Origin of the sequence: Actinopolyspora xinjiangensis (genome assembly GCF_900104475.1) — a bacterium.
In the GTDB taxonomy this organism is placed as follows: Bacteria; Actinomycetota; Actinomycetes; order Mycobacteriales; family Pseudonocardiaceae; genus Actinopolyspora; species Actinopolyspora xinjiangensis.
In genome coordinates this window covers 251,913-270,442 of sequence record NZ_FNJR01000007.1, presented here as the reverse complement: position 1 = coordinate 270,442, position 18,530 = coordinate 251,913, and the positions used below count along the sequence as shown (strand labels likewise).

Below are 18,530 nucleotides of genomic sequence, written 5' to 3'. Positions count from 1 at the left end.
CCACCACCCCCCATCACCCCAATTGAACACAACCGGCTGGCACACAGCCCCCAACACTTGGGTCGGTGGCCACAGCGGAGGAGACACGCCCGGACCCCATCCCGAACCCGGCAGCTAAGCCCTCCAGCGCCCCAGGTACTGCACCCCCACGGGTGTGGGAGACACGGACACCGCCGACCCAACCCCCCACCGGCCCCACCCCCACCACAAAGGGGGTGGGGCCAAAACACGTCCCCACTTCCCTAAACGCCCCCACCGTCGTATGACTGCGATTCCACCCCCATAGTCGATACACCCACAAACACGCGAACACTCTGGGATTCACTCACCACCCGTTTCGACGAGCCAGTTCGTAGCAGACCAGACCGGCAGCGGTGGCCACGTTCAACGATTCGACACCGCCGTACATCGGAATGCGCAGCCGTTCGGTCACTCGTCGCTCCACCGCTTCGGACAGTCCGGCTGTTTCGCTGCCCAGTACGAACACGGCCCGCTGCGGGAAGTCAGCCTCGAAGAGGTTCGGTCCGGCATGAGCGTCCAGTGAGTACAGTGGGTACCCGGCGTCGGAGAGGGTCTCCGCGGCGGTTCCCGCGTCCGGACTGCGCAGGATCGGAGCGTGGAAGGCGATACCGGCCGATGCTTTCACTACCAACGGGTCCACATTGGCCACTCCTCGGTGCGGCAGCACGATGCCGTCGATGCCGGAAGCTGTCGCGGTGCGCAGGATCATTCCCACGTTGGCCGGTGTGGTCAACCCGTCCAGCAGCAGCATGTCGCGCGGAGCGCTGGCGGGATCGGCGAGGGCTTCTTCCAGCGGACGCATCTTGCGGGCGATCACGTCGGCGACCACGCCCTGATCGTGCCGTCCGTTACCCGCCAGCACCTTCACGCGATGCGCGCTGGCACGTCGTACCGGTACGGCCCGGTCGGCGGCGGCCTCCTTGATCTCACGGACGACGCTGCCACTGATTCCCTCGGCGAGCACCACCTTGTCCACGCGGAGTTCGAGGTCGGACAGGGCTTCCAGGACCGGTTTGCGGCCGTAGACGGTGACGAATCGGTCACGTGGTGATACTTCCTGCACTGCTGGGAGCTTCCTTTCGGGGAGAGCCGGCGGAACGGGCCGGGCGGAGTCAACGGCGATCGATCCGCGTGCTCGCCGGGACCCCGGTGCCACCGGCCTCTCGGAGTCACTTCGTTCGACGTGCACCGTGTGTCAGTATCGCGGTCATGTCCGATCGGTTGTCCGCGTTGGATGCCTCGTTTCTGTATCTGGAGGACCACACCACACCGATGCACGTCGGTGGTGTGGCCGTTTTCCGGCGGCCGAGTTCGGGGTTCGACTACGACCTCGTGGTCTCGTTCATCGAACGCAAACTCGCACTGGTCCCCCGCTACCGGCAGAAGGTCGTGCAGATTCCGGGACGCCTGGCCAGGCCGGTATGGGTGGACGACCGGAATTTCGACATCAGCTACCACGTACGTCGTTCGTCGTTGCCACGGCCGGGCAACGACGAGCAGCTGCACGACCTCACCCAGCGGTTGATGTCCAAGAAGCTGGACACCACTCGGCCGCTCTGGGAAGTCTACCTGGTCGAGGGGTTGTCGGATGAGCGAACCGCGGTGATCACGAAGACGCACCAGGCGATGATCGACGGTATCGGTGCCATCGACATCGGCCAGCTGATCCTGGAAACCAGCCCGTCGGAACACTCGGAACATCGGGTCGCCCGGCAGGTTCCGTGGCGCCCGCGTCCCGAACCGGGGGCGGTCGGGTTGGCGGTCAACGCCGTCACCGAGGCCGTTCGTCGTCCTGGGGAGGTGGTGGAGAACCTTCGTGCCGCCACGGTTGACGCCACCGCCACGCTGCGCAAGCTGGCGGGAACCGCCACGGGCATCTACTCGGCCCTGCGCACGGCCGCCGTTCCTCCGCCGGGAACTCCGCTGAACGGGACGACTTCGCCGCAGCGCAGGTTCGCGGTCGCGCGGGCACGGCTGGAGGACTTCCGAGGTGTGCGGCGCCGGTACGGCGGCACCGTCAACGACGTGGTGTTGGCGGTATTGACCGGTGCGTTTCGGAGCTGGCTGTTGTCCAGGGGCGAGGTGGTCACCACGCGCAGCACCGTTCGGGCCATGGTCCCGGTCTCCGTCCGGGCCGACGGTCCCGCCGCCGCTGTACGTGCCGAAGCGGGGGATTTCCCGTTCGACGGGGTCTCCTCGTACCTGGTCGATCTGCCGGTGGGGGAGCCCAGCCCGGTCATCAGGTTGCAGCAGGTGAGTCATGCCATGCGCGCGCACGTCGAGTCGGGGCAGTCCGTGGGGGCGGACGCACTGGTGCGGCTCTCCGGGTTCGCTCCTCCCACCCTGCACGCGCTGGGGGCGCGGGTGGCGAGTGGGCTGTCGAACCGGCTCTTCAACGTGCTGGTGACCAATGTTCCGGGGCCGCAGGTACCGTTGTACGCGGCCGGTGCGCCGATGTCCGAGATCTTTCCGGTGGTTCCCCTGGTGAAGAACCAGTCCTTGGCCGTCGGGATCACTTCCTACAACGGTGGAGTGTTCATCGGCCTGAACGCCGACCGGGCCGCCATGCCGGATGTGGACGTCCTTGCTGGGATGATCGAGGAGTCGGTGGAAGAGATGATCGGGACGGTCGAGGTATGAGGATCTACTTGCCCGCTACGGTGCGGATGCTGCGGGACTTCTTCGAACAGCAGCAGCTGCGGCCGTTGAGCGGCACGGCTTTCGCGCTGACCCCGGCACTGCGGGAGTCGTATTCGAGCGGGGACGCCGAGGAGCTGGAGGACGTGGCGATGCGAGAGGCGGCCCGTGCTTCGCTTAGGCTGGTTTCCACGGAGCTCGGTGAGCCCGGGGAGGACGAGCGGGAAGGAGCGGAACACCCGCGACGGGTGGTCGTCTCCGCTGATGTGCGCGACGAGGAAGCCACCCTGCGGCCGGATCTGGACCATGCCGTCGTCCGGCTCTCCAATCCCGTGCCGTGGAAGAAGATCGCGGCAGTGCACGTGGACACCGTCGAGGCCGAGGAGGCGGTGCGGCGGGCCGCTCCGCTCGTCGACGACGCCGATCTCGGTGACGAGAAGGCCGAGCTGGCGCTGGGGGACGCGGAGGACCACGAGCTGGCCTGGTTCGCCCCGCAGGAAGTGCCGTTCATGCTCGAACTGATGTGACCGCCGCCCGGCTCGGGGAAGGGATTCGTGGTGTCTCGGCCCATCGGGGCCAGGTGCTCGGCCGCGTGGCCCCGGTCGACTCCGCGGTGGGGCTGTGAGCGGAGCCGACCGGGTGGGACGCGCGGTTGCCCGCGTGTTCCACCGAAGGCTCAGGAACTCTGGACCTTCTCGGCGGGTGGGACGGTGATGTCGACCGGCTCGCCCCAGTCGGAGTAGGTGACCTTCGTGGTGATCTCGGGGATCTTCTGTCCCGCTATCTCCATCGAGGGGTTGGTCGACTCCACCTTCATCAGCAGATCGTTCGGCCCGATCCACACGGTTTTCCGCGTTTGCTCGATGCCCTGTTCGCGCAGGAACTCGTAGAGCTTCTGGGCGGAACTCCCGGACTGGGCGGTGGCCTCGCTCAGGTTGGTGACGATCTCGTAGCGGGTCGCCTGCTTACCGTTGAGCTTCTCCCGCTCGGTATTCTCGATCGTCGAGCCCTCAGGCAGCATGGTCTCGATGTCCGAGTACTGACGTATGCTGCCGAGCTGCCCCATGTTGCCGGACATGTCCGCCGAGTCCAGGCTGGTCTTCGTCCACGGTTTGCCGTTCTGGGAGCTGCCGGGCATCTTGAAGTAGACGGCCTTCTCGGTCATCACCATCGGCATCGCGCCGTCGCAGCCCATCTTGTTGGCGCCCAGGTCGATCTGGCAGGTCTGCCCGCCCATGGCGGAGAACATCGAGCCCTGGAGACCGGTGCCGCCTCCCTCGATCTCCGTTTCCATCGTCACCGTCTGCTCGCTGTCCATGCTGTTGGAAGTCTGCGAGACGAGGCCGGAGACCTTGTGGAACGTCCGCGTGGAGTCGGAGGACCGCGACTGGCTGTCTCCTCCGCCCGTATCACTCGCCTGGTCGGGGGAGGACGTGCTACACGCCCCCAGGGTGCTGATCAGTGCCAGCGCTGACAGTGCCAATGTCGTGCGGCGCACGAGAAACTCCCTTCACTGCGACTCACCCGAGTGGGTGGATCATCGCGCAAGTTAGCAAAGCTTCGGGAGCCCACGTGGTGGTTCGGGGGGATTTCCCGTCACGCGGTTTTCCCGGGGTGCCGTGCGCCGGTGACCTTCAGACAGGATCCTGGGTGTACTGCTCGTCGATCTTCTCGGCGGGTGGGACGGTGATGTCGACCGGCTCGCCCCAGTCCGAGTAGGTGATCACCATTCGTGCGTCCGGAGGGATACCCGCTATGTCGGGAGTCTCACTGGTGATCCGCATCGGCAGGCCGCGTTCGTCGACCCAGAAGACGTATTCGAGTTCCTCGACACCCCTGTCCAGCATCCGCTGTGCGCGTTGCCGGTACTGCTGTTCGCCCTTCTCGAGCGTCACGTTCATGTCGACGGTCACGTCGTAGCGGACCACTTGCCTGCCGTCGAGCTCCGTTTTCCGCTTCTCGCCGATGGTCGAACCCTCGGGCAGCATCCGCTCGATGTCACCGAACTTGCTCAGCTGGCTGAAGTCGGTGCTGCTCTGCCCCAGCTTTCCGGCGGGCAGCTTCACCCACGGTTCGGTAATGCCGCGCTGTTCCCGCATCCGCTCGGGAGGCTTCATGTAGAACTCACCCGAGTCCAGGATGAAGTCCAGGAGACCGGAGCAGTGCATACGCGGCCCGATCAGCTCCATCTCGCAGTCGTAGTTCACCATCTCGGCCGTGCTGACCGGGTAGTTCTCGGCACGCATGCTCACCTTGACGGTGCTGGTCTCCCGCATGGCCTCGCTGACGGCATCGCCGAGCGCGGAGGTGCTCGACAGTGGGTTGAGCTCCTGCTCGGACTGTTCGGGGGAGTCCTCGCCGGTGGGGTCGTTCGATTGGGCCGTCTGTCCGGAGCCACAGGCGGTGATGCCCGTCAGAGCCAGCGCCGTCAGCCCGATGGCCAGTCTTCGCATTCGGATCCTTCCGCGACGATCGTTCTGATCGGGGCGGAACCCTAGCAACGGGGAGTACCCGGTAGCGAAGAATTTTATGAACATGATTCATTCGTCACGTCCCGTGCGCGAGCGCAGCAGCCTCCGTAGTGAGTTCAATTGCGCTCCATGCCCTTCCTCCGCCACGAACGTGTCCAGGTGGCAGTCCGGATCTTCGGGCGGACCCAGGTGACCGCAGTTCGGCGGGCATTCCTCCGCGGCCTCGGCGAGGTCCTCGAAGGCGTCCACGAGATCGTCGGCGGTGACGTGTGCCAACCCGAACGAACGGATGCCCGGGGTGTCCACCACCCATCCCCCCGCCGCGCCGGGCAGCGCCATCGCCACCGCCGAGGTCGAGGTGTGCCTGCCCTTGCCGACCTCGCTGACGCGGCCGATGGCACGTGCCGCCTCCGGGACCAGCCGGTTGACCAGTGTCGACTTGCCCACGCCGGAGTGCCCGACCAGCGCCGAGACGCGGCCCTCCAGCGTCGCGCGCAGCTCGGTCGGCTCGACGTCGAGCCGGGTGGTGAGTACGGAGATCCCCAGCTCCGCGTACCCGGAGATCCACTCTTCCGGCGCGGCCAGGTCGGCCTTGGTGAGGCACAGCACGGGGGTGAGCCCACCGGCATAGGCGGCGACCAGGCAGCGGTCGATGAACCCGGAGCGGGGCGGCGGATCCGTCAACGAGCTCACGATCACCAGCTGCTCGGCGTTGGCCACAACGACCCGCTCGTAGGGATCGGTGTCGTCGGCGGTGCGTCGCAGCACACTGCTCCGCTCCGCCACGCCCACGATCCGCGCCAACGTGTCCGGTTCGCCGGAGGTGTCACCCACCAGCCGGACGCGGTCCCCGATCACGATGGGGGTGCGGCCGAGCTCCCTGGCACGCATGGCCACCACCTGGTGCCGGGGATTCCCGTCGACGGCGCACGTCCACCTGCCCCGGTCGACGGCCACCACCATCCCCACCACGGCATCGGAGTGCGTGGGGCGCTGCTTGCTGCGCGGCCTGCTGTTGCGCCGGTTGGGCCTCACCCGGACGTCGGACTCGTCGAGATCTCGCCACCCCCGCTTGGCCATCACCGCTCCGTTCCGATCACTGCTGTGCACCCAGCATGCTCGTCCACAGCCCGGGGAAGTCGGGCAGGGTCTTGCCGGTGGTCGCGATGTCGTCGACACGTGTCCCCGGAACCCGCAGCCCCAGGATCGCCCCCGCCGTGGCCATTCGATGGTCGGCGTAGGAGTGCCACTGCCCACCGCGCATCGGCCCGGGGAGGATGGTCAGCCCGTCGGGATGCTCCGAGACCTCCGTCCCCAGGTTGGTCAGTTCCGCGCGGAGCGCCGCGAGCCGATCCGTCTCGTGCCCGCGCAGGTGTGCGATCCCCCGCAGCCGGGATTCGCCGTGCGCGAGCGCGGCCATCGCGGCGACGGTGGGGGTGAGCTCTCCGATCTCGTGCAGGTCCACGTCCACGCCGCGCAGCCGTTCGGGCCCCGTGACGGTCAACCCGGTTTCGTCCAGCCGGACCCGGGCCCCCATCTCTTGGAGAATCCACCGCATGGCGTCGCCGGCCTGGGTCGTGCGCGTCGGCCAGTTCGGAACGGTGACCTCGCCGCCGGTCACCGCGGCGGCCGCGAGGAACGGCGCGGCATTGGACAGGTCCGGTTCGATCCGCAGGTCGAGCGGTTCGATCTTGCCCGGGGACACGGTCCAGCTGTCCGGCTCCGAATCGTCGACATCGACCCCCTGGGCGCGCAGCATCTCCACCGTCATCGTTATGTGCGGCAGTGACGGCACCGCCGAGCCGGCGTGCCGTACGGTCATCCCCCGGTCGTACCTGGCGGCCGAAAGCAGCAGCCCGGATACGAACTGCGAGGAGGCCGACGCGTCGATCGTGACCTCACCACCGTGGAGCCCGCCTGATCCCTCGATCGTGAACGGCAGGCTGTCGCCCCGCACTCGAGCCCCCAGGTCGCGCAGTGCGTGCAACACAGTGTCCAGCGGTCGTTCCCGTGCCCGCGGGTCCCCGTCGAAGGTGATCGTGCCCTCGGCGAGGCACGCCAGCGGCGGCAGGAAGCGCATCACCGTTCCGGCGAGCCCGCAGTCGACGGTCGCCGGACCGTGCGGCGTCGTGGGTGTGACCAGCCACTCGTCGTTCGGGCCGTCGGCGACGTCCACACCCAGCGCGCGCAACGCGCCTGCCATCAGCTCGGTGTCCCTGCTGCGTAGGGGAGATCGTAGTGTGGAGGGGCCGGATGCCAGTGCCGCGAGGACCAGCGCCCGGTTGGTGATCGACTTGGAACCCGCGATCTCGACGGTGGCGTGTACCGCGTCCTGTGCGAGCGGGGCGGACCATGGTGCGCTCATGTGTCGATGGTCTCGCACACGCGGGCCGCGCCCTGGGTTCGGGGTGTGGGTTGGGCCGGTTCGACCGGGTGTGGGTTGCGCGAGTTCGCGGCGGAACTGGGAGCATACGTGCAACGTGAACAGCAGGTGCGGTTCCCGCTCTTCGGGGTCTGCCGCTTCGCGGCGGTGGTGGAGGTGTGAAAGCGATGTGCGGTAGGTACGCCTCGTCGAAGTCGCCGGGCGAGCTCGCCGCCGAGTTCGACGCCCGTGACGCGACCGGTTCGCGAGCACCCGAGCCCGACTACAACGTCGCCCCCACCAAGCCGGTGTTCAGCGTCGTCCAGCGACATCCGCGTGACACCGAGGGCAACCCCGATCCGGACACCTCCGAGCGCACGGTGCGGGTGATGCGCTGGGGTCTGGTGCCGAAGTGGGCCAAGGACCCTTCGGTGGGAAGCCGGATGATCAACGCGCGTTCCGAGACCGTGGCCACCAAACCGGCCTTTCGGGGCGCCGTCCGCCACTACCGCTGCCTGTTGCCCGCAGACGGTTGGTACGAGTGGAAGCCGGGCAACGGTCCCAAGCAGCCCTATTACGTCACCACCGCCGACGATTCCAGTCTCGGCATGGCGGGGATCTGGGCGACCTGGCGCGATCCCGCCGATCCCTCGGCCGAGCCCCTGGTCAGTTGCGCGGTGCTGACCACCGAGGCGGTGGGTGAGCTCGCCGAGGTTCACGAGCGGATGCCGCTGGTGTTGTCGCCGCGGGACTGGGCGACGTGGCTGGACCCGGACAATCAGGACGTCACCGACCTGCTGGTGCCTCCCTCGGCCGATCTGGTGGGTGGTTTTCGGATGCGCCCGGTTTCCCGAGCGGTCAACAGCGTGGCCAACAACAGTCCCGGCCTCACCGAGCCGGTTCCGGAGAAGGACGCCCTGTTCGGATCATGACCAGAGTCGAGGTGGACACGCCGCACGGCGTCGCCCGTGCCGAACTGCACAGCGCCGCCGAGGGACGTGCGGCGCTGCTGCTGGGCCACGGTGCCGGCGGTGGATTCGACGCGGAGGACCTGGTGTGCGCGGCACGCACAGCCACGTCCTCGGGAGTGCACGTCGCGCTCGTCGAGCAGCCCTACCGAGTGGCCGGTCGCAGGGCGCCCGCACCCGCGCGACAGCTCGACACCTGCTGGCTGGCCGTGGCCGAGGACCTGGGACAGCGGTGGTTCCCGGAACTTCCACTGATCTTCGGTGGACGTTCCTCCGGGGCGCGGGTGGCCTGCCGTACGGCCGAGGCGGGCGGGGCCTCGGCGGTGCTGTGCCTGGCGTTCCCGCTCCACCCGCCCGGCAAGCCGGACAAGGACCGCGGTGACGAGCTCTTCGGCGTCGAGGTGCCGACTCTGGTGGTGCAGGGGGAGAGCGATCCGTTCGGGGAACCTGAGCCGTCCTCCCAGCGGGAGGTGGTGCTGGTTCCCGGCGACCACTCGCTGCGGGCCGACACCGGAGCGGTTTCGCGTGCCGTCTCCGAGTGGCTCGGCAGGGTACTTCGCCTCCTGGACTGATCGGGGCTTTCCGGCCGGTGTCCGAGCCGGTCTTGTCGCGGAGTCTCATCGCACGTCTCGTGAGTGGGCGCTGGGGCCTCGGGCAGCGACCACACAACGTCGGCGCCGTCTCTCGCGAGAGCCGCATCGGAGAATCGCGGCGGTGCCGACTGCGGGAGTGGTCGGAGTCCGTTCCGGGGAGAGGTGGCCGCGGTTCGGCCCCCGTCGGCGCTGATGGCGCGGCGGTTTCGCGAGAAATCGACTCTGCCCCGCCGGAAGTCCGACTCGCGGTGTCACGAGCGTGAATCCGTTCGTGGCGGCGGTTCAACGGGAGTGGTGATCGGGATCGGACCGGCGGGTGGAATAGCGCGCCGTCGTGCGCTGTTGGACGGGGCGTGTTGACCGAGCAGAGTGGTACGGCCGTCCACGACGGCCAGCAGCCCAGCTTGAAGGAGTGCGTACCGTCACGTGGTTCGCGGGATTCCACGAGGCGTGCGCGTGGCGGTACCGGGGTATCCTGGGAGGGTACTCATGTCGGTGAGGGCATGGGGGCGTCACCATCTCCACTTTCGTCTTGGTGGCGGGGAAGGAGCCCGGTGCCTGGTACCAACAGCGAGCAGGCCAGTCCTGCCGAGAACGCGCAGCCCGCGGAGAGCGGTGAGCAACGGTCGCGGGAGGCGGCGACGCAGCAGGCGGACTCCGAGGTGACGGAGACCGCCGAACAGCGTGTCGCCCGCTTCGAACGTGACGCGATGCCGTTGCTGGACCAGCTCTACGGTGCCGCGCTGCGGATGACGCGCAATGCGGCCGACGCCGAGGATCTCGTACAGGAGACCTACCTCAAGGCGTATTCGGCGTTCAAGTCCTACACCAGGGGGACCAACCTCAAGGCCTGGTTGTACCGCATCCTCACCAATACCTACATCAACGGCTACCGCAAGCGGCAGCGCCAGCCGCAGCAGCAGCCCACGGACGAGATCGCCGACTGGCAGTTGGCCCAGGCGGAGAGCCACACCTCCAGCGGGCTGCGTTCCGCCGAGCTGGAGGCGCTCGACAGGCTGCCGGACACCGACGTGAAGGACGCGTTGCAGCAGCTGGGCGAGGAGTTCCGCATGGTGGTTTACCTGGCGGACGTCGAGGGGTTCGCCTACAAGGAGATCGCCGAGATCATGGATACTCCGATCGGTACGGTCATGTCCCGGCTGCACCGCGGACGCAGGCAGCTGCGCGGGATGCTGACCGACGTGGCGCGTGAACGCGGCTTTCTGCGATCCGGTGAGCGGGAGGTGAGTACGCCGTGAGCTGTTGCGACGATTCGCGGACTTCCTGCGACGACGTGCTCGCCGAGGTGTGGCTCTTCCTGGACAACGAGTGCGATCAGGAACGGCGTGCCGCCCTGCGGAAGCATCTCGACGAGTGCAACTCCTGCCTGGAACGTTACGGCATCGAAGAGCACCTCAAGGAACTGTTGCACCGCAAGTGCGGTGGTGAGCACGCCCCGCCGGAACTGCGCGACAGGCTGCGCAACTCCATCAGGGAGAACGTGCTGCGCCAGGCGGAGGTGACGGTCGAGGACAGCCCGGAGGGGACCTCGGTCGAGGTTCGCAGCAAGAACTCGTAGCGCGCTCGCGCGTGCGGGTCCGGCCCACCGTCGTGCGTGCGAACGATCCGCCGTGCTCCGGTGCGCCCCGATCGATCTCCGCGCAGGCAGCGACCGCTCTCCGGACAGCACGAAGAAGTGGCCCCGAACCGGTCGGACCGGTTCGGGGCCACTTCGTTCGGGTGCGGACGCGGCGTGTTGCCGCGGTGGCGCGAACGAGCCGCACGGTCCGCGAAAACCCTCACTTGCCGCGCAGCGGACGCTTGCCGTGATTGGCGTTGTTCTTGCGCGCGGCCTTCTTCTTGCGGGCCCGCTTGGCCATTGAGTACTCCTAATCCGACTCGAATTCGACCCCCCACAGTCTGACATGCGCGGTGACCTGCTGTTCGTGGGCGGTTGCCCGCGTGGTTTCCTGGAGGTCGAGCGTCAGTCGGACGGGGTCCGGAAGAGGAGCGGTAACTGGTGGCACACGAGATTCGCGCCGAGATGGTGGCCAATGTCATGACGGTTGACGTGGCCGTGGGTGACCAGGTGGGCAACGGGGACTCGGTGGTCATGCTGGAGTCGATGAAGATGGAGATCCCGGTGCTGACCGAGCGGCCGGGGCGCGTCCACCGGATCGCGGTGGGCCCGGGCGACGTGGTTCGGGAGGGGGACCTGCTGGCCGTGATCGAGAACCCGAACTGAACGGGCCGCTTTCGCACCGGTTGTCGAGGGGCCCGTTCGGCCGAGTCCGAGGCGTGGTGGTGGACGGGCACCGTGTTCGTGGTGAGCGGCACCGCTTCGTCGAGGCGGCGTGCCGGGCTTTCGTTGCGAGTTCGGTCGGAAGGGCTGATCGTGTCCACTCTCAGTGATCTGTTGGCCGAACACACCGGTCTGTCGGGGACGACGGCCGATCATCTCCAGCTCGTGGTGGCGGAATGGCAGCTGCTTTCCGACCTGTCCTTCGCCGACTTCCTGTTGTGGGTACCGGTCGGTGAGGAGGATCCCGCGGGCGACAACCGCTTCCTCTGCGTCGCCCAGGCCCGCCCCACGACGGCGCCGACGGCCCACTCGGAGGATCTGGTGGGAACGGAGGTGACCCCACCCGATCACCCGCAGTTGCGGCGGGCCGTGCGGGAGAAGCGCATCTGTCGGGAGGAGGACCCCCGGTGGCACATGGGGGTGCCCGTCCGGCGGGAGACCATCCCGGTGCGGCTGGAGAATTCCGTGGTCGCGGTGCTGAGCAGGGACACCAACCTGGCGGTGCCGCGCGTGCCGAGCCCGTTGGAGATCTCGTACCTGGGCAGCGCCGCCGATCTCTGCCAGATGATCGCCGACGGCAGTTTTCCCACCGCCGAGCCTTCCCCCGACGTACACACCAGCCCCAGGGTGGGGGACGGGCTGATCCGGCTGGACAGTGCGGGAACGGTGGTGTTCGCCAGTCCCAACGCGTTGTCGGCCTATCACAGGATGGGGCACGCGGCCGACCTCGTCGGGGGGCAGTTGGCGCCGTTGACCCGTTCCCTGCTGTCCGACCCGTTCGACGCCGACGAGGTTTCGCAGCGGATCCGGCAGGCGCTGGACGGCCAACCCGGCATGCGGATCGAGGCCGAGGCCCGCGGTGCCACGGTGCTCTTCCGGGCGCTGCCGCTGCAGCCACGTGGTCAGGCGGCGGGGGCGCTGGTGCTGGTTCGGGACGTCACCGAGGTCAAGCGCAGGGATCGGGCCCTGCTCTCCAAGGACGCCACGATCCGGGAGATCCATCATCGGGTCAAGAACAACCTGCAGACGGTGGCGGCGCTGCTGCGGTTGCAGTCCCGGCGGACGGGCAACAACACGGCGAAGCAGGCGCTGGACGAATCGGTGCGCCGGGTGACCTCGATCGCTCTGGTGCACGAGACGTTGTCGATGTCGGTCGACGAACGGGTGGACCTCGACGACGTCGTCGACAGGGTCATCCCGATGATGAGTGACCTGGCCAGCGCGGGTGCCGGGGTGAACGTGCGCAGGCAGGGGCGCTTCGGCGTGGTCGCCGCCGAACTGGCGACTCCGCTGGTGATGGTGTTGACCGAGCTGGTCCAGAACGCTCTGGAGCACGCCTTCGCCGAGGGCGAGGGTGGTGAGGTCGTGGTACAGGCGGAGCGTTCGGCGCGCTGGCTGGACGCGGTGATCTCCGACGATGGTCAGGGCCTGCCGAAGGACTTCTCCCTCGAGCACGCCGAACGTCTCGGCCTGCAGATCGTGCGGACCCTCGTGGAGTCCGAGCTCCGGGGGTCGTTGAGTTTGCGCGGGCGTGACCAACGGGGTACCGAGGCGGTGCTGCGAGTTCCGTTGAAGTACCGTCGTTGATTCGCCGCGGCTGGGGCGCGTCGATAGCGGGTGCACACCGGGGGAGGGTGCTCCGATCGATCCTGTCGGCCCCCCTGTGGAACGCGATGATCGCGTTCGCGACCGACATCGACGCGGATCGACCGATGGTGTTGTGCGGTTGTTGCGGGGTCACGGCCGCCGAGCGTCCGATTCGACGTTCCCGCGGAATTCCGTACGGGGCTGGCCCGTCTCCGCTCACGGATTTCCGTCGGGAGGGGTCTCTCGGTCGCTCAGGCGTTGGTGGTGCGGGTACGCGTGCGGGAGTTGCGGCGCTTGAGCGCGCGACGCTCGTCCTCGCTCATACCGCCCCATACGCCTGCGTCCTGGCCGGTCTCCAGCGCCCACGCGAGGCACTCGGAAGTAACGGGGCAACGACGGCAAACAGCCTTAGCCTCGGCGATCTGCAGCAGGGCAGGACCGCTGTTCCCGACGGGGAAGAACAGTTCGGGGTCCTCGTCACGGCAAACCGCACGGTCGCGCCAGTCCATCGTTTCGCTCCTCGCTAGGCACGCCAATGCGCGCCAGTCGTTGGTTCGGGGTGTTTGTGAATGCTTTCACGGAGTCCGTGCGCTTGTGAATGCTTTCACGAACTCGCGTAATGTCAAGGGGACGATCGCACCCGAGTGAGTGAGCTCACCCGGAAGATCGACAGATCTTGACCTGGGGTAGGTGACCACCGGAGGCGGTGTGGCCGACCCTGTGTGGTGTTTCCGCTGCGGCAAGTTATCCGACGACGTAAAGAGCCTTCGGGACCGATTCGAAATCGATCACTGAAAGCTCGCCGAGGGAGTCGCCGTCGACCTGTACTCGCAGCGGCCGCTCACAGGTTACTCGCAACCTGCTGATGTTCGCACGCCTAAAAAGGGTTTTTCCGTGTGGTTTAGCTCTATCGCTGAGCATCTGCACTACATGTCGTAACACAGAGTGAGGGAGCATGCTGCCCAGTGCGAACACGCCGATACCCGTTTCGAAGCTGGTCTCGGGGTTGGTGTGCACCGGTCTGCGGCCCAGGTAGGTCCAAGGGTCCGCGTTGGAGATCATGGCCGCGTGTAACGCGGTCACGGGAGGTTCGTCATCGGCCTGCACGGTGAGTAGTGGTTTGTGGCGGACACCGTTCAGGTAGCAGCGCGTCGCGGCGCCGGTGTACAACCACGGCGTCACCCGGCGACCCTTGCCGCGCAGCCGCTCCACCTCGGCCACCACGTCGGCGTCTATCCCCACCCCCGCGTTGAAGGTGAACCAGCGGTCGTCCGCCCTGCCGAGTCCGATCCAGCGGCCGCGCTGCTCGTCCAGGGCGCGCAACAGCCCGTGGGTCGCCTCCAGCGGATCCCGGGGTACGCCCAGTGCTCCGGCGAAGACGTTGGCCAAGCCACCGGGGATGACCGCCAGGCAGGGACGTTCCGCCACGGTCGCCGGCTCCGTGCGCAGCATCCCGTTCACGACTTCGTTGACGGTGCCGTCACCGCCGTGCACCACGATCAACTCGGCCCCGTCGAGAGTGGCGCGTGCGGCCGTGTCGGCCGCGTGACCACGGTAACGGGTCTCCACCAAGTCGAGTTTGACCTCGCTGGCCAGGGCGTGTGCCAACACGTCCCTGCCCGCGGCACTGGTCGAGGTCGCCTCCGGGTTGACTACGAGAACGGCGCGCACACCCGTAGCCTAGTCAGTCTCCGGGGAAGTGTTCAGCACCACCGGCCCCGATGCCCCCCCCCCGGAAACCAGCCGCTCGCGCGGACGGGTCTCCCGGCCCCTCCGCCCGCGCCCGGTGGAGGACCGTCACGAGCGACGGGTGGTTTACCCTCGAAACCGTCGCCCAGGGGCCCGCGTGCGAGCGGCCGGAGCATCCCTTCCCGGGTTTTCGCCCGTAGAGCCGTCGGGGCTTTCGTGCCGTGGGGGTCGGGACGGAGCCGTTCGAGCCGACGGGGATCGCCCGTGCGAGCCCCCGGGGCGTGACCGTGGACGCGTTCCCCAGGAAAGAGGCCCCCGTGTCGGCAGCGACAGCCCCCCGCACAGTGCGCCTGGCAGGCGTGGTGACCGTGTTGCAGGCGGTTGCCGGTATCGCGTTCGTCGTAGCCCTGCTGGTGCGGGCGAGCCAGGCCGATCTGGGGTCGGTGGGTTCGCTCACCCGCACTTCCACCTACGGTGAAGCGGGCTACTTCGGGCTCATCTCCCTCGGTGTGCTCGTCGCGGGGATCGGGTTGCTGCGGAGCAAGCACTGGGCCCGCACTCCGGTACTGCTGCTACAGCTGCTGCTGCTCGGCGTCTCCTGGTACGCGATGGGGCCCTCGGACAGCCCGCTGACGGCCTTCGCCTTCGCCGTGCCCGCCGTGTTCGTGCTGTGGTGCCTGTTCAACCGTGCCGGCAGGGACTGGTGGCTGCGTTCCAGCGCCGCTCCCGACGCGGAGCGGGGAGACCGCCAGGGGTGACCCGAGTGACCCCGGCTTCGGTCACGGACCGGGATTCCTTCCCCGTCGGAGTGTGAGCGCACCCAGCGCGCTGCTCCGAACTGACCGGACGCGCGGCGGGACGGGCGTGCCCAGCCGTGTCTCAGCGCCGTTGACTCGTCCCTCCCTCGGTACGGTTCTCCGCGGGCAGGCTGCGCGGATTGGCCGCCGCCCAGCTCTCGGCCAGGCGTGCCAGCGAGCCCGGCTTGTCCCAGTCCGAGGGGTTGGCCGGGATCGCCGCTATCCAGGTCTCGCGGTCCCGGGCCGGGTCCTCGTTGGGCCGGTCCGCGATCGTGAAGTGCTTCGGGCGGGCGACCTCGATGAACGGGTTGCCCTCCACGACGTAGCCCCGTTTGACCGCGATTTCCCGATCGCCTTGTGCCCAGCGAAAAGTGAGCCCGTAGTTGAAGTACCTGCTGATCGGGCGAGTGGGCATGGTGACACCTCGCGCTGGTGTGGTGCGTGTTGTTTTCGCAGATTACCGTGCTGTCGCCCGTGGGAAATCCGTCAACCGTGGGCCATTCGTCCGAGTGCGTCGTCGGTCAACCTGAAGACGGTCCACTCGTCCATCGGGATCGCGCCGATGGACTCGTAGAAGCCGATCGCCTGTTCGTTCCAGTTCAGCACCCACCACTCCAGTCGGGCGTATCCCCGCTCGACGCACTCCCGCGCGAGCTCCGCGAGCAGCGCCCGCCCCAGCCCGTGGCGTCGGTGCCGGGGCTCGACGTAGAGGTCCTCCAGGTAGATGCCGTGGGTGCCGCGCCAGGTGGAGAAGTTGAGAAACCACAGCGCGAACCCCACGACCCGACCGTCGAGCTCGGCCACGTGCCCGTACAGCGCGGGGGAGGGCCCGAACAGTGCCCGGCGCAGCTGTTCGGTGGTCAGCTCGCACTGCTCGGGTGCCTTCTCGTACTCGGCGAGTTCGTGCACCAGCCGCACCACGGTGGGCACGTCCGCTTCGGTGACTCGTCGTACTCCGTTGCTCCCAGCGTGATCCAGCACCCGTTCAGGTTAACCGAATCGTGCTCACGTGATCATCTTCTCGGTGTCGTGACGTTCTCGTGGAGTACGCCTCGAAGGAGATCACGAGGACAGTTCCAGCGCCATCAGCACCTCGTCGACGAACCGGTCCCCGATGCGGAACTCGCCGCGCAGCCTGCCCTCGACCTCGTAACCAGCGGCGCGGTACAGCCGCATCGCACGCTGGTTGGTACCCAGTACGCGCAGCGTGACGCGGGTGGCACCGCGCCGCAGCGATTCGGCGCGCACGGCCGCCAGCATCATCCGCGCGATGCCTCGACCCCGGTGATCGGGCAGCACCGAGAGGCCGTGGAGCTGTTGCACGTGGTCGCCGGTACCGGCGAGCCGGGGAGAGGAGGTGGTCAGCGGGACGAGTTTCGAGAATCCCACCGCGAGACCGCTCGCATCGGCGACCAGTACATTGCCCGCCTCGACGTGCCCGTCGAAGATCGACTCCCCGGACGGCCGGGGTGGTGCCGGGCTCGTCTCCGGGGACCACGCTTGCCGCTGGATCCACGTCAGTCGTTGTTCCTCGCCGCGCTCGGCCTTTCGAATCTCCACGCTCATGACGGTTTCCGTTTCGGTAATGCGGGTGGAAACATTCGGAAGAGATACTCACAGTGCGGGTTGCCCGGCTCAACCGATTTACGAGCGCTGCGGATCCGAATTCCGCTCGGCTCCGAGCGTCGTACGGACAGCCGCCGCGCCATACCGATGTTCAGGTGTGCGAGCGGCTCCCGGGTCCGTTCGATTCGGCCGCGCACGACGAGGTTCGCGGCGAGTCCGCCCTACCGGCGAACCTCGCGACTCCGTCCCTCCCGGAGACACGTTCCCGGTAGGCACCTGCTCGTTCGAAGGAGACGTAGTGCGCGGTGGCAGCCCGGGGCGGGCGGCTTGCGGGCGCCCCGATGAGCTCGCGCTGTACCGTCGGGAGTGGAAAACGAATCGCCCACCGGCCTTTTCAAGGAACCAGGGGTTTCACGAATTCACTCGTCCACGTGCGGAGCCTTCCGCCGTTCCTCGGTTCGGATACCTCGTACACATCGGGCGGTTCCGGTGGCGTCCAATGGTGGAGGGCGAAACACCGTCAGGAGATGAAAAACGACGCCGGTCGAGGGCGTTCGCCGTCGACCGACGCCGTACGAGGACCTATCGGGCGCTCAGCCCTTCTTGGTCTCCCAGAAGATCTTGTCGATCTCGGCGATGTAGTCCAGCAGCTCCTGGCCGGTGGCAGGGTCCATCGAGCCCTTGGTGCCCGCCGCCCCGGCTGCCTTGGTGGCCTTGTTCACCAGCTCGTGCAGCTGCGGGTACTTCTCGAAGTGCGGAGGCTTGAAGTAGTCGGTCCACAGTACCCACAGGTGGTGCTTGACCAGCTCCGAGCGCTGCTCGGCGATGTTGATCGCGCGAGTGCGGAACTCGGGGTCCTCGTTGTTCTGGTACTTCTCCTGGATGGCCTTGACGGACTCGGCCTCGATCCGTGCCTGGGCCGGGTCGTACACGCCGCACGGCAGGTCGCAGTGGGCAGTGGCTTCCAGACGCGGGCCGAGAAGCCGCGACAGGAGTCGCATACTTCCTCCCTGAAAGTGACAGTGAATGCTCCGACGGGGCCGACCCTACTCCGTTACGATCGTCGTTGTCTTACGGAGGTAGGTGTGAGTTCGCTCGGTCGGCTGCGCTGGCGCAGGCTGCGGGTGCGGGGGCCCTCGATGGCTCCCACACTGCGGGACGGGGACATCGTGCTGCTGCGGTTGCGCACCGAGCCGAGCCCCGGTGACGTCGTGCTGGTCAGGTGGCCGTCCAGGCCGGCGCAGCTCTCGGTGAAGCGTGCGGTGTGCCGGGCGGAGGGCGGCTGGCACGTCACCGGTGACCACGCGGCGGCCTCCACCGATTCCCGGCAACTCGGTCCCGCGGAGGTACTGGGAGTGTTGCGCTGGCGGCTCGTTCCCCGTCCCGGGCGGATACACTGAGTGACCGCTCTCGGTTCCGGTTCTCGTTCGCTTCGGTTGCGGTGGCTGGTTTTCCGGTCAGCGACGGAGCGGACGTCGGGACGCCAGGTCGAACACGGAGAGTCACAACTGTTTGCGGTGTCCTGTGGCGTCCCGGT

23 protein-coding genes and 1 rRNA gene are annotated in these 18,530 nt (G+C 67.7%); 12 read left to right on the top strand and 12 right to left on the bottom strand.

From position 1 onward, the window contains the following. The first annotated feature begins 61 nt into the window (after window positions 1-61). Window positions 62-179 (top strand): 5S ribosomal RNA (gene rrf / locus BLQ75_RS13010). 146 nt (window positions 180-325) lie between these two features. Here rrf and BLQ75_RS13005 read toward each other — a convergent pair. Next, window positions 326-1,084, bottom strand: a complete 759-nt coding sequence (locus BLQ75_RS13005) for a TrmH family RNA methyltransferase (protein WP_092601987.1) — start codon at window positions 1,082-1,084, stop codon at window positions 326-328. Between the two features lie 146 nt (window positions 1,085-1,230). Here BLQ75_RS13005 and BLQ75_RS13000 point away from each other — a divergent pair, with 146 nt between their 5' ends. After that, window positions 1,231-2,661 (top strand): WS/DGAT/MGAT family O-acyltransferase, encoded by a 1,431-nt coding sequence (locus BLQ75_RS13000; RefSeq protein WP_092601985.1) that lies wholly within the window; start codon window positions 1,231-1,233, stop codon window positions 2,659-2,661. Then, complete coding sequence (locus BLQ75_RS12995) at window positions 2,658-3,185, top strand: DUF6912 family protein (protein WP_092601983.1); 528 nt, start codon at window positions 2,658-2,660, stop codon at window positions 3,183-3,185. Before BLQ75_RS13000 ends, BLQ75_RS12995 begins: the two co-directional genes overlap by 4 nt. 149 nt (window positions 3,186-3,334) lie before the next feature. Here BLQ75_RS12995 and BLQ75_RS12990 read toward each other — a convergent pair whose 3' ends face one another. The 4 genes from BLQ75_RS12990 to aroA form a co-directional block, all read right to left on the bottom strand. Next, window positions 3,335-4,156 (bottom strand): SCO4651 family lipoprotein, encoded by an 822-nt coding sequence (locus tag BLQ75_RS12990; RefSeq protein WP_139182975.1) that lies wholly within the window; start codon window positions 4,154-4,156, stop codon window positions 3,335-3,337. A 136-nt stretch (window positions 4,157-4,292) separates the two neighbouring features. Further along, window positions 4,293-5,111 carry an SCO4651 family lipoprotein gene (locus tag BLQ75_RS12985; RefSeq protein ID WP_092601979.1) on the bottom strand — a complete coding sequence of 273 codons (819 nt, stop codon included), beginning with the start codon at window positions 5,109-5,111 and terminating at the stop codon, window positions 4,293-4,295. An 87-nt stretch (window positions 5,112-5,198) separates the two neighbouring features. Further along, entirely contained in the window at window positions 5,199-6,209 is a 1,011-nt protein-coding gene (gene rsgA, locus BLQ75_RS12980; protein WP_092602073.1) for a ribosome small subunit-dependent GTPase A, read from the bottom strand. 16 nt (window positions 6,210-6,225) lie between these two features. Next, complete coding sequence (aroA, locus tag BLQ75_RS12975) at window positions 6,226-7,494, bottom strand: 3-phosphoshikimate 1-carboxyvinyltransferase (protein ID WP_092601977.1); 1,269 nt, start codon at window positions 7,492-7,494, stop codon at window positions 6,226-6,228. 6 nt (window positions 7,495-7,500) lie between these two features. On the opposite strand from aroA, the gene BLQ75_RS23455 reads away from it, so the two are divergent. From BLQ75_RS23455 to rsrA, 5 genes are all read left to right on the top strand, one after another. Next, window positions 7,501-7,674, top strand: coding sequence for a hypothetical protein (locus BLQ75_RS23455; RefSeq protein WP_170837462.1), 174 nt, complete (start codon window positions 7,501-7,503; stop codon window positions 7,672-7,674). Between the two features lie 5 nt (window positions 7,675-7,679). Further along, entirely contained in the window at window positions 7,680-8,423 is a 744-nt protein-coding gene (locus BLQ75_RS12965; RefSeq protein WP_092601973.1) for an SOS response-associated peptidase, read from the top strand. Beyond that, on the top strand, window positions 8,420-9,031 hold the full coding sequence (locus BLQ75_RS12960; protein WP_092601971.1) for an alpha/beta hydrolase family protein: 612 nt from the start codon (window positions 8,420-8,422) through the stop codon (window positions 9,029-9,031). The genes BLQ75_RS12965 and BLQ75_RS12960 overlap by 4 nt, the downstream gene beginning before the upstream one ends. Before the next feature lie 575 nt (window positions 9,032-9,606). Then, the gene (locus tag BLQ75_RS12955) at window positions 9,607-10,311 is read left to right on the top strand and encodes a sigma-70 family RNA polymerase sigma factor (protein WP_043576741.1); all 705 of its coding nucleotides are present in this window, start codon (window positions 9,607-9,609) and stop codon (window positions 10,309-10,311) included. Beyond that, window positions 10,308-10,631 (top strand): mycothiol system anti-sigma-R factor, encoded by a 324-nt coding sequence (gene rsrA, locus BLQ75_RS12950; protein ID WP_043576744.1) that lies wholly within the window; start codon window positions 10,308-10,310, stop codon window positions 10,629-10,631. Before BLQ75_RS12955 ends, rsrA begins: the two co-directional genes overlap by 4 nt. 220 nt (window positions 10,632-10,851) lie before the next feature. Here the strand turns inward: rsrA and BLQ75_RS24715 are convergent, their stop codons facing one another. Next, on the bottom strand, window positions 10,852-10,932 hold the full coding sequence (locus BLQ75_RS24715; RefSeq protein WP_033374540.1) for a 50S ribosomal protein bL37: 81 nt from the start codon (window positions 10,930-10,932) through the stop codon (window positions 10,852-10,854). Between the two features lie 140 nt (window positions 10,933-11,072). On the opposite strand from BLQ75_RS24715, the gene BLQ75_RS12945 reads away from it, so the two are divergent. Together BLQ75_RS12945 and BLQ75_RS12940 are read left to right on the top strand one after the other, a co-directional pair. Then, window positions 11,073-11,297, top strand: coding sequence for a biotin/lipoyl-binding carrier protein (locus BLQ75_RS12945; RefSeq protein ID WP_092601969.1), 225 nt, complete (start codon window positions 11,073-11,075; stop codon window positions 11,295-11,297). Window positions 11,298-11,447: 150 nt separating this feature from the next. Continuing rightward, window positions 11,448-12,941 carry a PAS domain-containing sensor histidine kinase gene (locus BLQ75_RS12940; RefSeq protein ID WP_092602071.1) on the top strand — a complete coding sequence of 498 codons (1,494 nt, stop codon included), beginning with the start codon at window positions 11,448-11,450 and terminating at the stop codon, window positions 12,939-12,941. Between the two features lie 251 nt (window positions 12,942-13,192). On the opposite strand, the gene BLQ75_RS12935 is transcribed toward BLQ75_RS12940, so the two are convergent. Together BLQ75_RS12935 and BLQ75_RS12930 are read right to left on the bottom strand one after the other, a co-directional pair. Next, window positions 13,193-13,450, bottom strand: a complete 258-nt coding sequence (locus BLQ75_RS12935; protein ID WP_043576752.1) for a WhiB family transcriptional regulator — start codon at window positions 13,448-13,450, stop codon at window positions 13,193-13,195. A 235-nt stretch (window positions 13,451-13,685) separates the two neighbouring features. Then, window positions 13,686-14,612: a diacylglycerol/lipid kinase family protein gene (locus BLQ75_RS12930; RefSeq protein ID WP_092601967.1), complete on the bottom strand. Its 927-nt coding sequence runs from the start codon at window positions 14,610-14,612 to the stop codon at window positions 13,686-13,688. Between the two features lie 335 nt (window positions 14,613-14,947). Between BLQ75_RS12930 and BLQ75_RS12925 the strand changes: the two genes are divergently transcribed. Next, window positions 14,948-15,388: a hypothetical protein gene (locus BLQ75_RS12925; RefSeq protein ID WP_244515490.1), complete on the top strand. Its 441-nt coding sequence runs from the start codon at window positions 14,948-14,950 to the stop codon at window positions 15,386-15,388. 121 nt (window positions 15,389-15,509) lie between these two features. Here BLQ75_RS12925 and BLQ75_RS12920 read toward each other — a convergent pair whose 3' ends face one another. The 4 genes from BLQ75_RS12920 to sodN form a co-directional block, all read right to left on the bottom strand. After that, window positions 15,510-15,842, bottom strand: a complete 333-nt coding sequence (locus BLQ75_RS12920; RefSeq protein WP_092601965.1) for a hypothetical protein — start codon at window positions 15,840-15,842, stop codon at window positions 15,510-15,512. A 71-nt stretch (window positions 15,843-15,913) separates the two neighbouring features. Beyond that, window positions 15,914-16,408, bottom strand: a complete 495-nt coding sequence (locus BLQ75_RS12915; protein WP_211481340.1) for a GNAT family N-acetyltransferase — start codon at window positions 16,406-16,408, stop codon at window positions 15,914-15,916. 81 nt (window positions 16,409-16,489) lie between these two features. After that, complete coding sequence (locus tag BLQ75_RS12910; protein WP_092601963.1) at window positions 16,490-16,993, bottom strand: GNAT family N-acetyltransferase; 504 nt, start codon at window positions 16,991-16,993, stop codon at window positions 16,490-16,492. Between the two features lie 593 nt (window positions 16,994-17,586). Beyond that, window positions 17,587-17,994 carry a superoxide dismutase, Ni gene (gene sodN, locus BLQ75_RS12905; RefSeq protein WP_043576769.1) on the bottom strand — a complete coding sequence of 136 codons (408 nt, stop codon included), beginning with the start codon at window positions 17,992-17,994 and terminating at the stop codon, window positions 17,587-17,589. A gap of 84 nt (window positions 17,995-18,078) precedes the next feature. Here sodN and BLQ75_RS12900 point away from each other — a divergent pair, with 84 nt between their 5' ends. Then, window positions 18,079-18,393 carry a S26 family signal peptidase gene (locus tag BLQ75_RS12900; RefSeq protein ID WP_092601961.1) on the top strand — a complete coding sequence of 105 codons (315 nt, stop codon included), beginning with the start codon at window positions 18,079-18,081 and terminating at the stop codon, window positions 18,391-18,393. Window positions 18,394-18,530 lie beyond the last annotated feature (137 nt).

What these genes read in the sequence shown, in the direction of transcription:
- BLQ75_RS13000 (WP_092601985.1), top strand. Translation starts at nt 1,231, where the DNA reads ATGTCCGATCGGTTGTCCGCGTTGGATGCCTCGTTTCTGTATCTGGAG.
- aroA (WP_092601977.1), bottom strand. Translation starts at nt 7,494, where the DNA reads ATGAGCGCACCATGGTCCGCCCCGCTCGCACAGGACGCGGTACACGCC.
- BLQ75_RS24715 (WP_033374540.1), bottom strand. Translation starts at nt 10,932, where the DNA reads ATGGCCAAGCGGGCCCGCAAGAAGAAGGCCGCGCGCAAGAACAACGCC.
- BLQ75_RS12910 (WP_092601963.1), bottom strand. Translation starts at nt 16,993, where the DNA reads ATGAGCGTGGAGATTCGAAAGGCCGAGCGCGGCGAGGAACAACGACTG.
- rsgA (WP_092602073.1), bottom strand. Translation starts at nt 6,209, where the DNA reads ATGGCCAAGCGGGGGTGGCGAGATCTCGACGAGTCCGACGTCCGGGTG.
- BLQ75_RS12995 (WP_092601983.1), top strand. Translation starts at nt 2,658, where the DNA reads ATGAGGATCTACTTGCCCGCTACGGTGCGGATGCTGCGGGACTTCTTC.
- BLQ75_RS12985 (WP_092601979.1), bottom strand. Translation starts at nt 5,111, where the DNA reads ATGCGAAGACTGGCCATCGGGCTGACGGCGCTGGCTCTGACGGGCATC.
- BLQ75_RS12965 (WP_092601973.1), top strand. Translation starts at nt 7,680, where the DNA reads ATGTGCGGTAGGTACGCCTCGTCGAAGTCGCCGGGCGAGCTCGCCGCC.
- BLQ75_RS12960 (WP_092601971.1), top strand. Translation starts at nt 8,420, where the DNA reads ATGACCAGAGTCGAGGTGGACACGCCGCACGGCGTCGCCCGTGCCGAA.
- BLQ75_RS12935 (WP_043576752.1), bottom strand. Translation starts at nt 13,450, where the DNA reads ATGGACTGGCGCGACCGTGCGGTTTGCCGTGACGAGGACCCCGAACTG.
- BLQ75_RS12920 (WP_092601965.1), bottom strand. Translation starts at nt 15,842, where the DNA reads ATGCCCACTCGCCCGATCAGCAGGTACTTCAACTACGGGCTCACTTTT.
- sodN (WP_043576769.1), bottom strand. Translation starts at nt 17,994, where the DNA reads ATGCGACTCCTGTCGCGGCTTCTCGGCCCGCGTCTGGAAGCCACTGCC.
- BLQ75_RS23455 (WP_170837462.1), top strand. Translation starts at nt 7,501, where the DNA reads ATGGTCTCGCACACGCGGGCCGCGCCCTGGGTTCGGGGTGTGGGTTGG.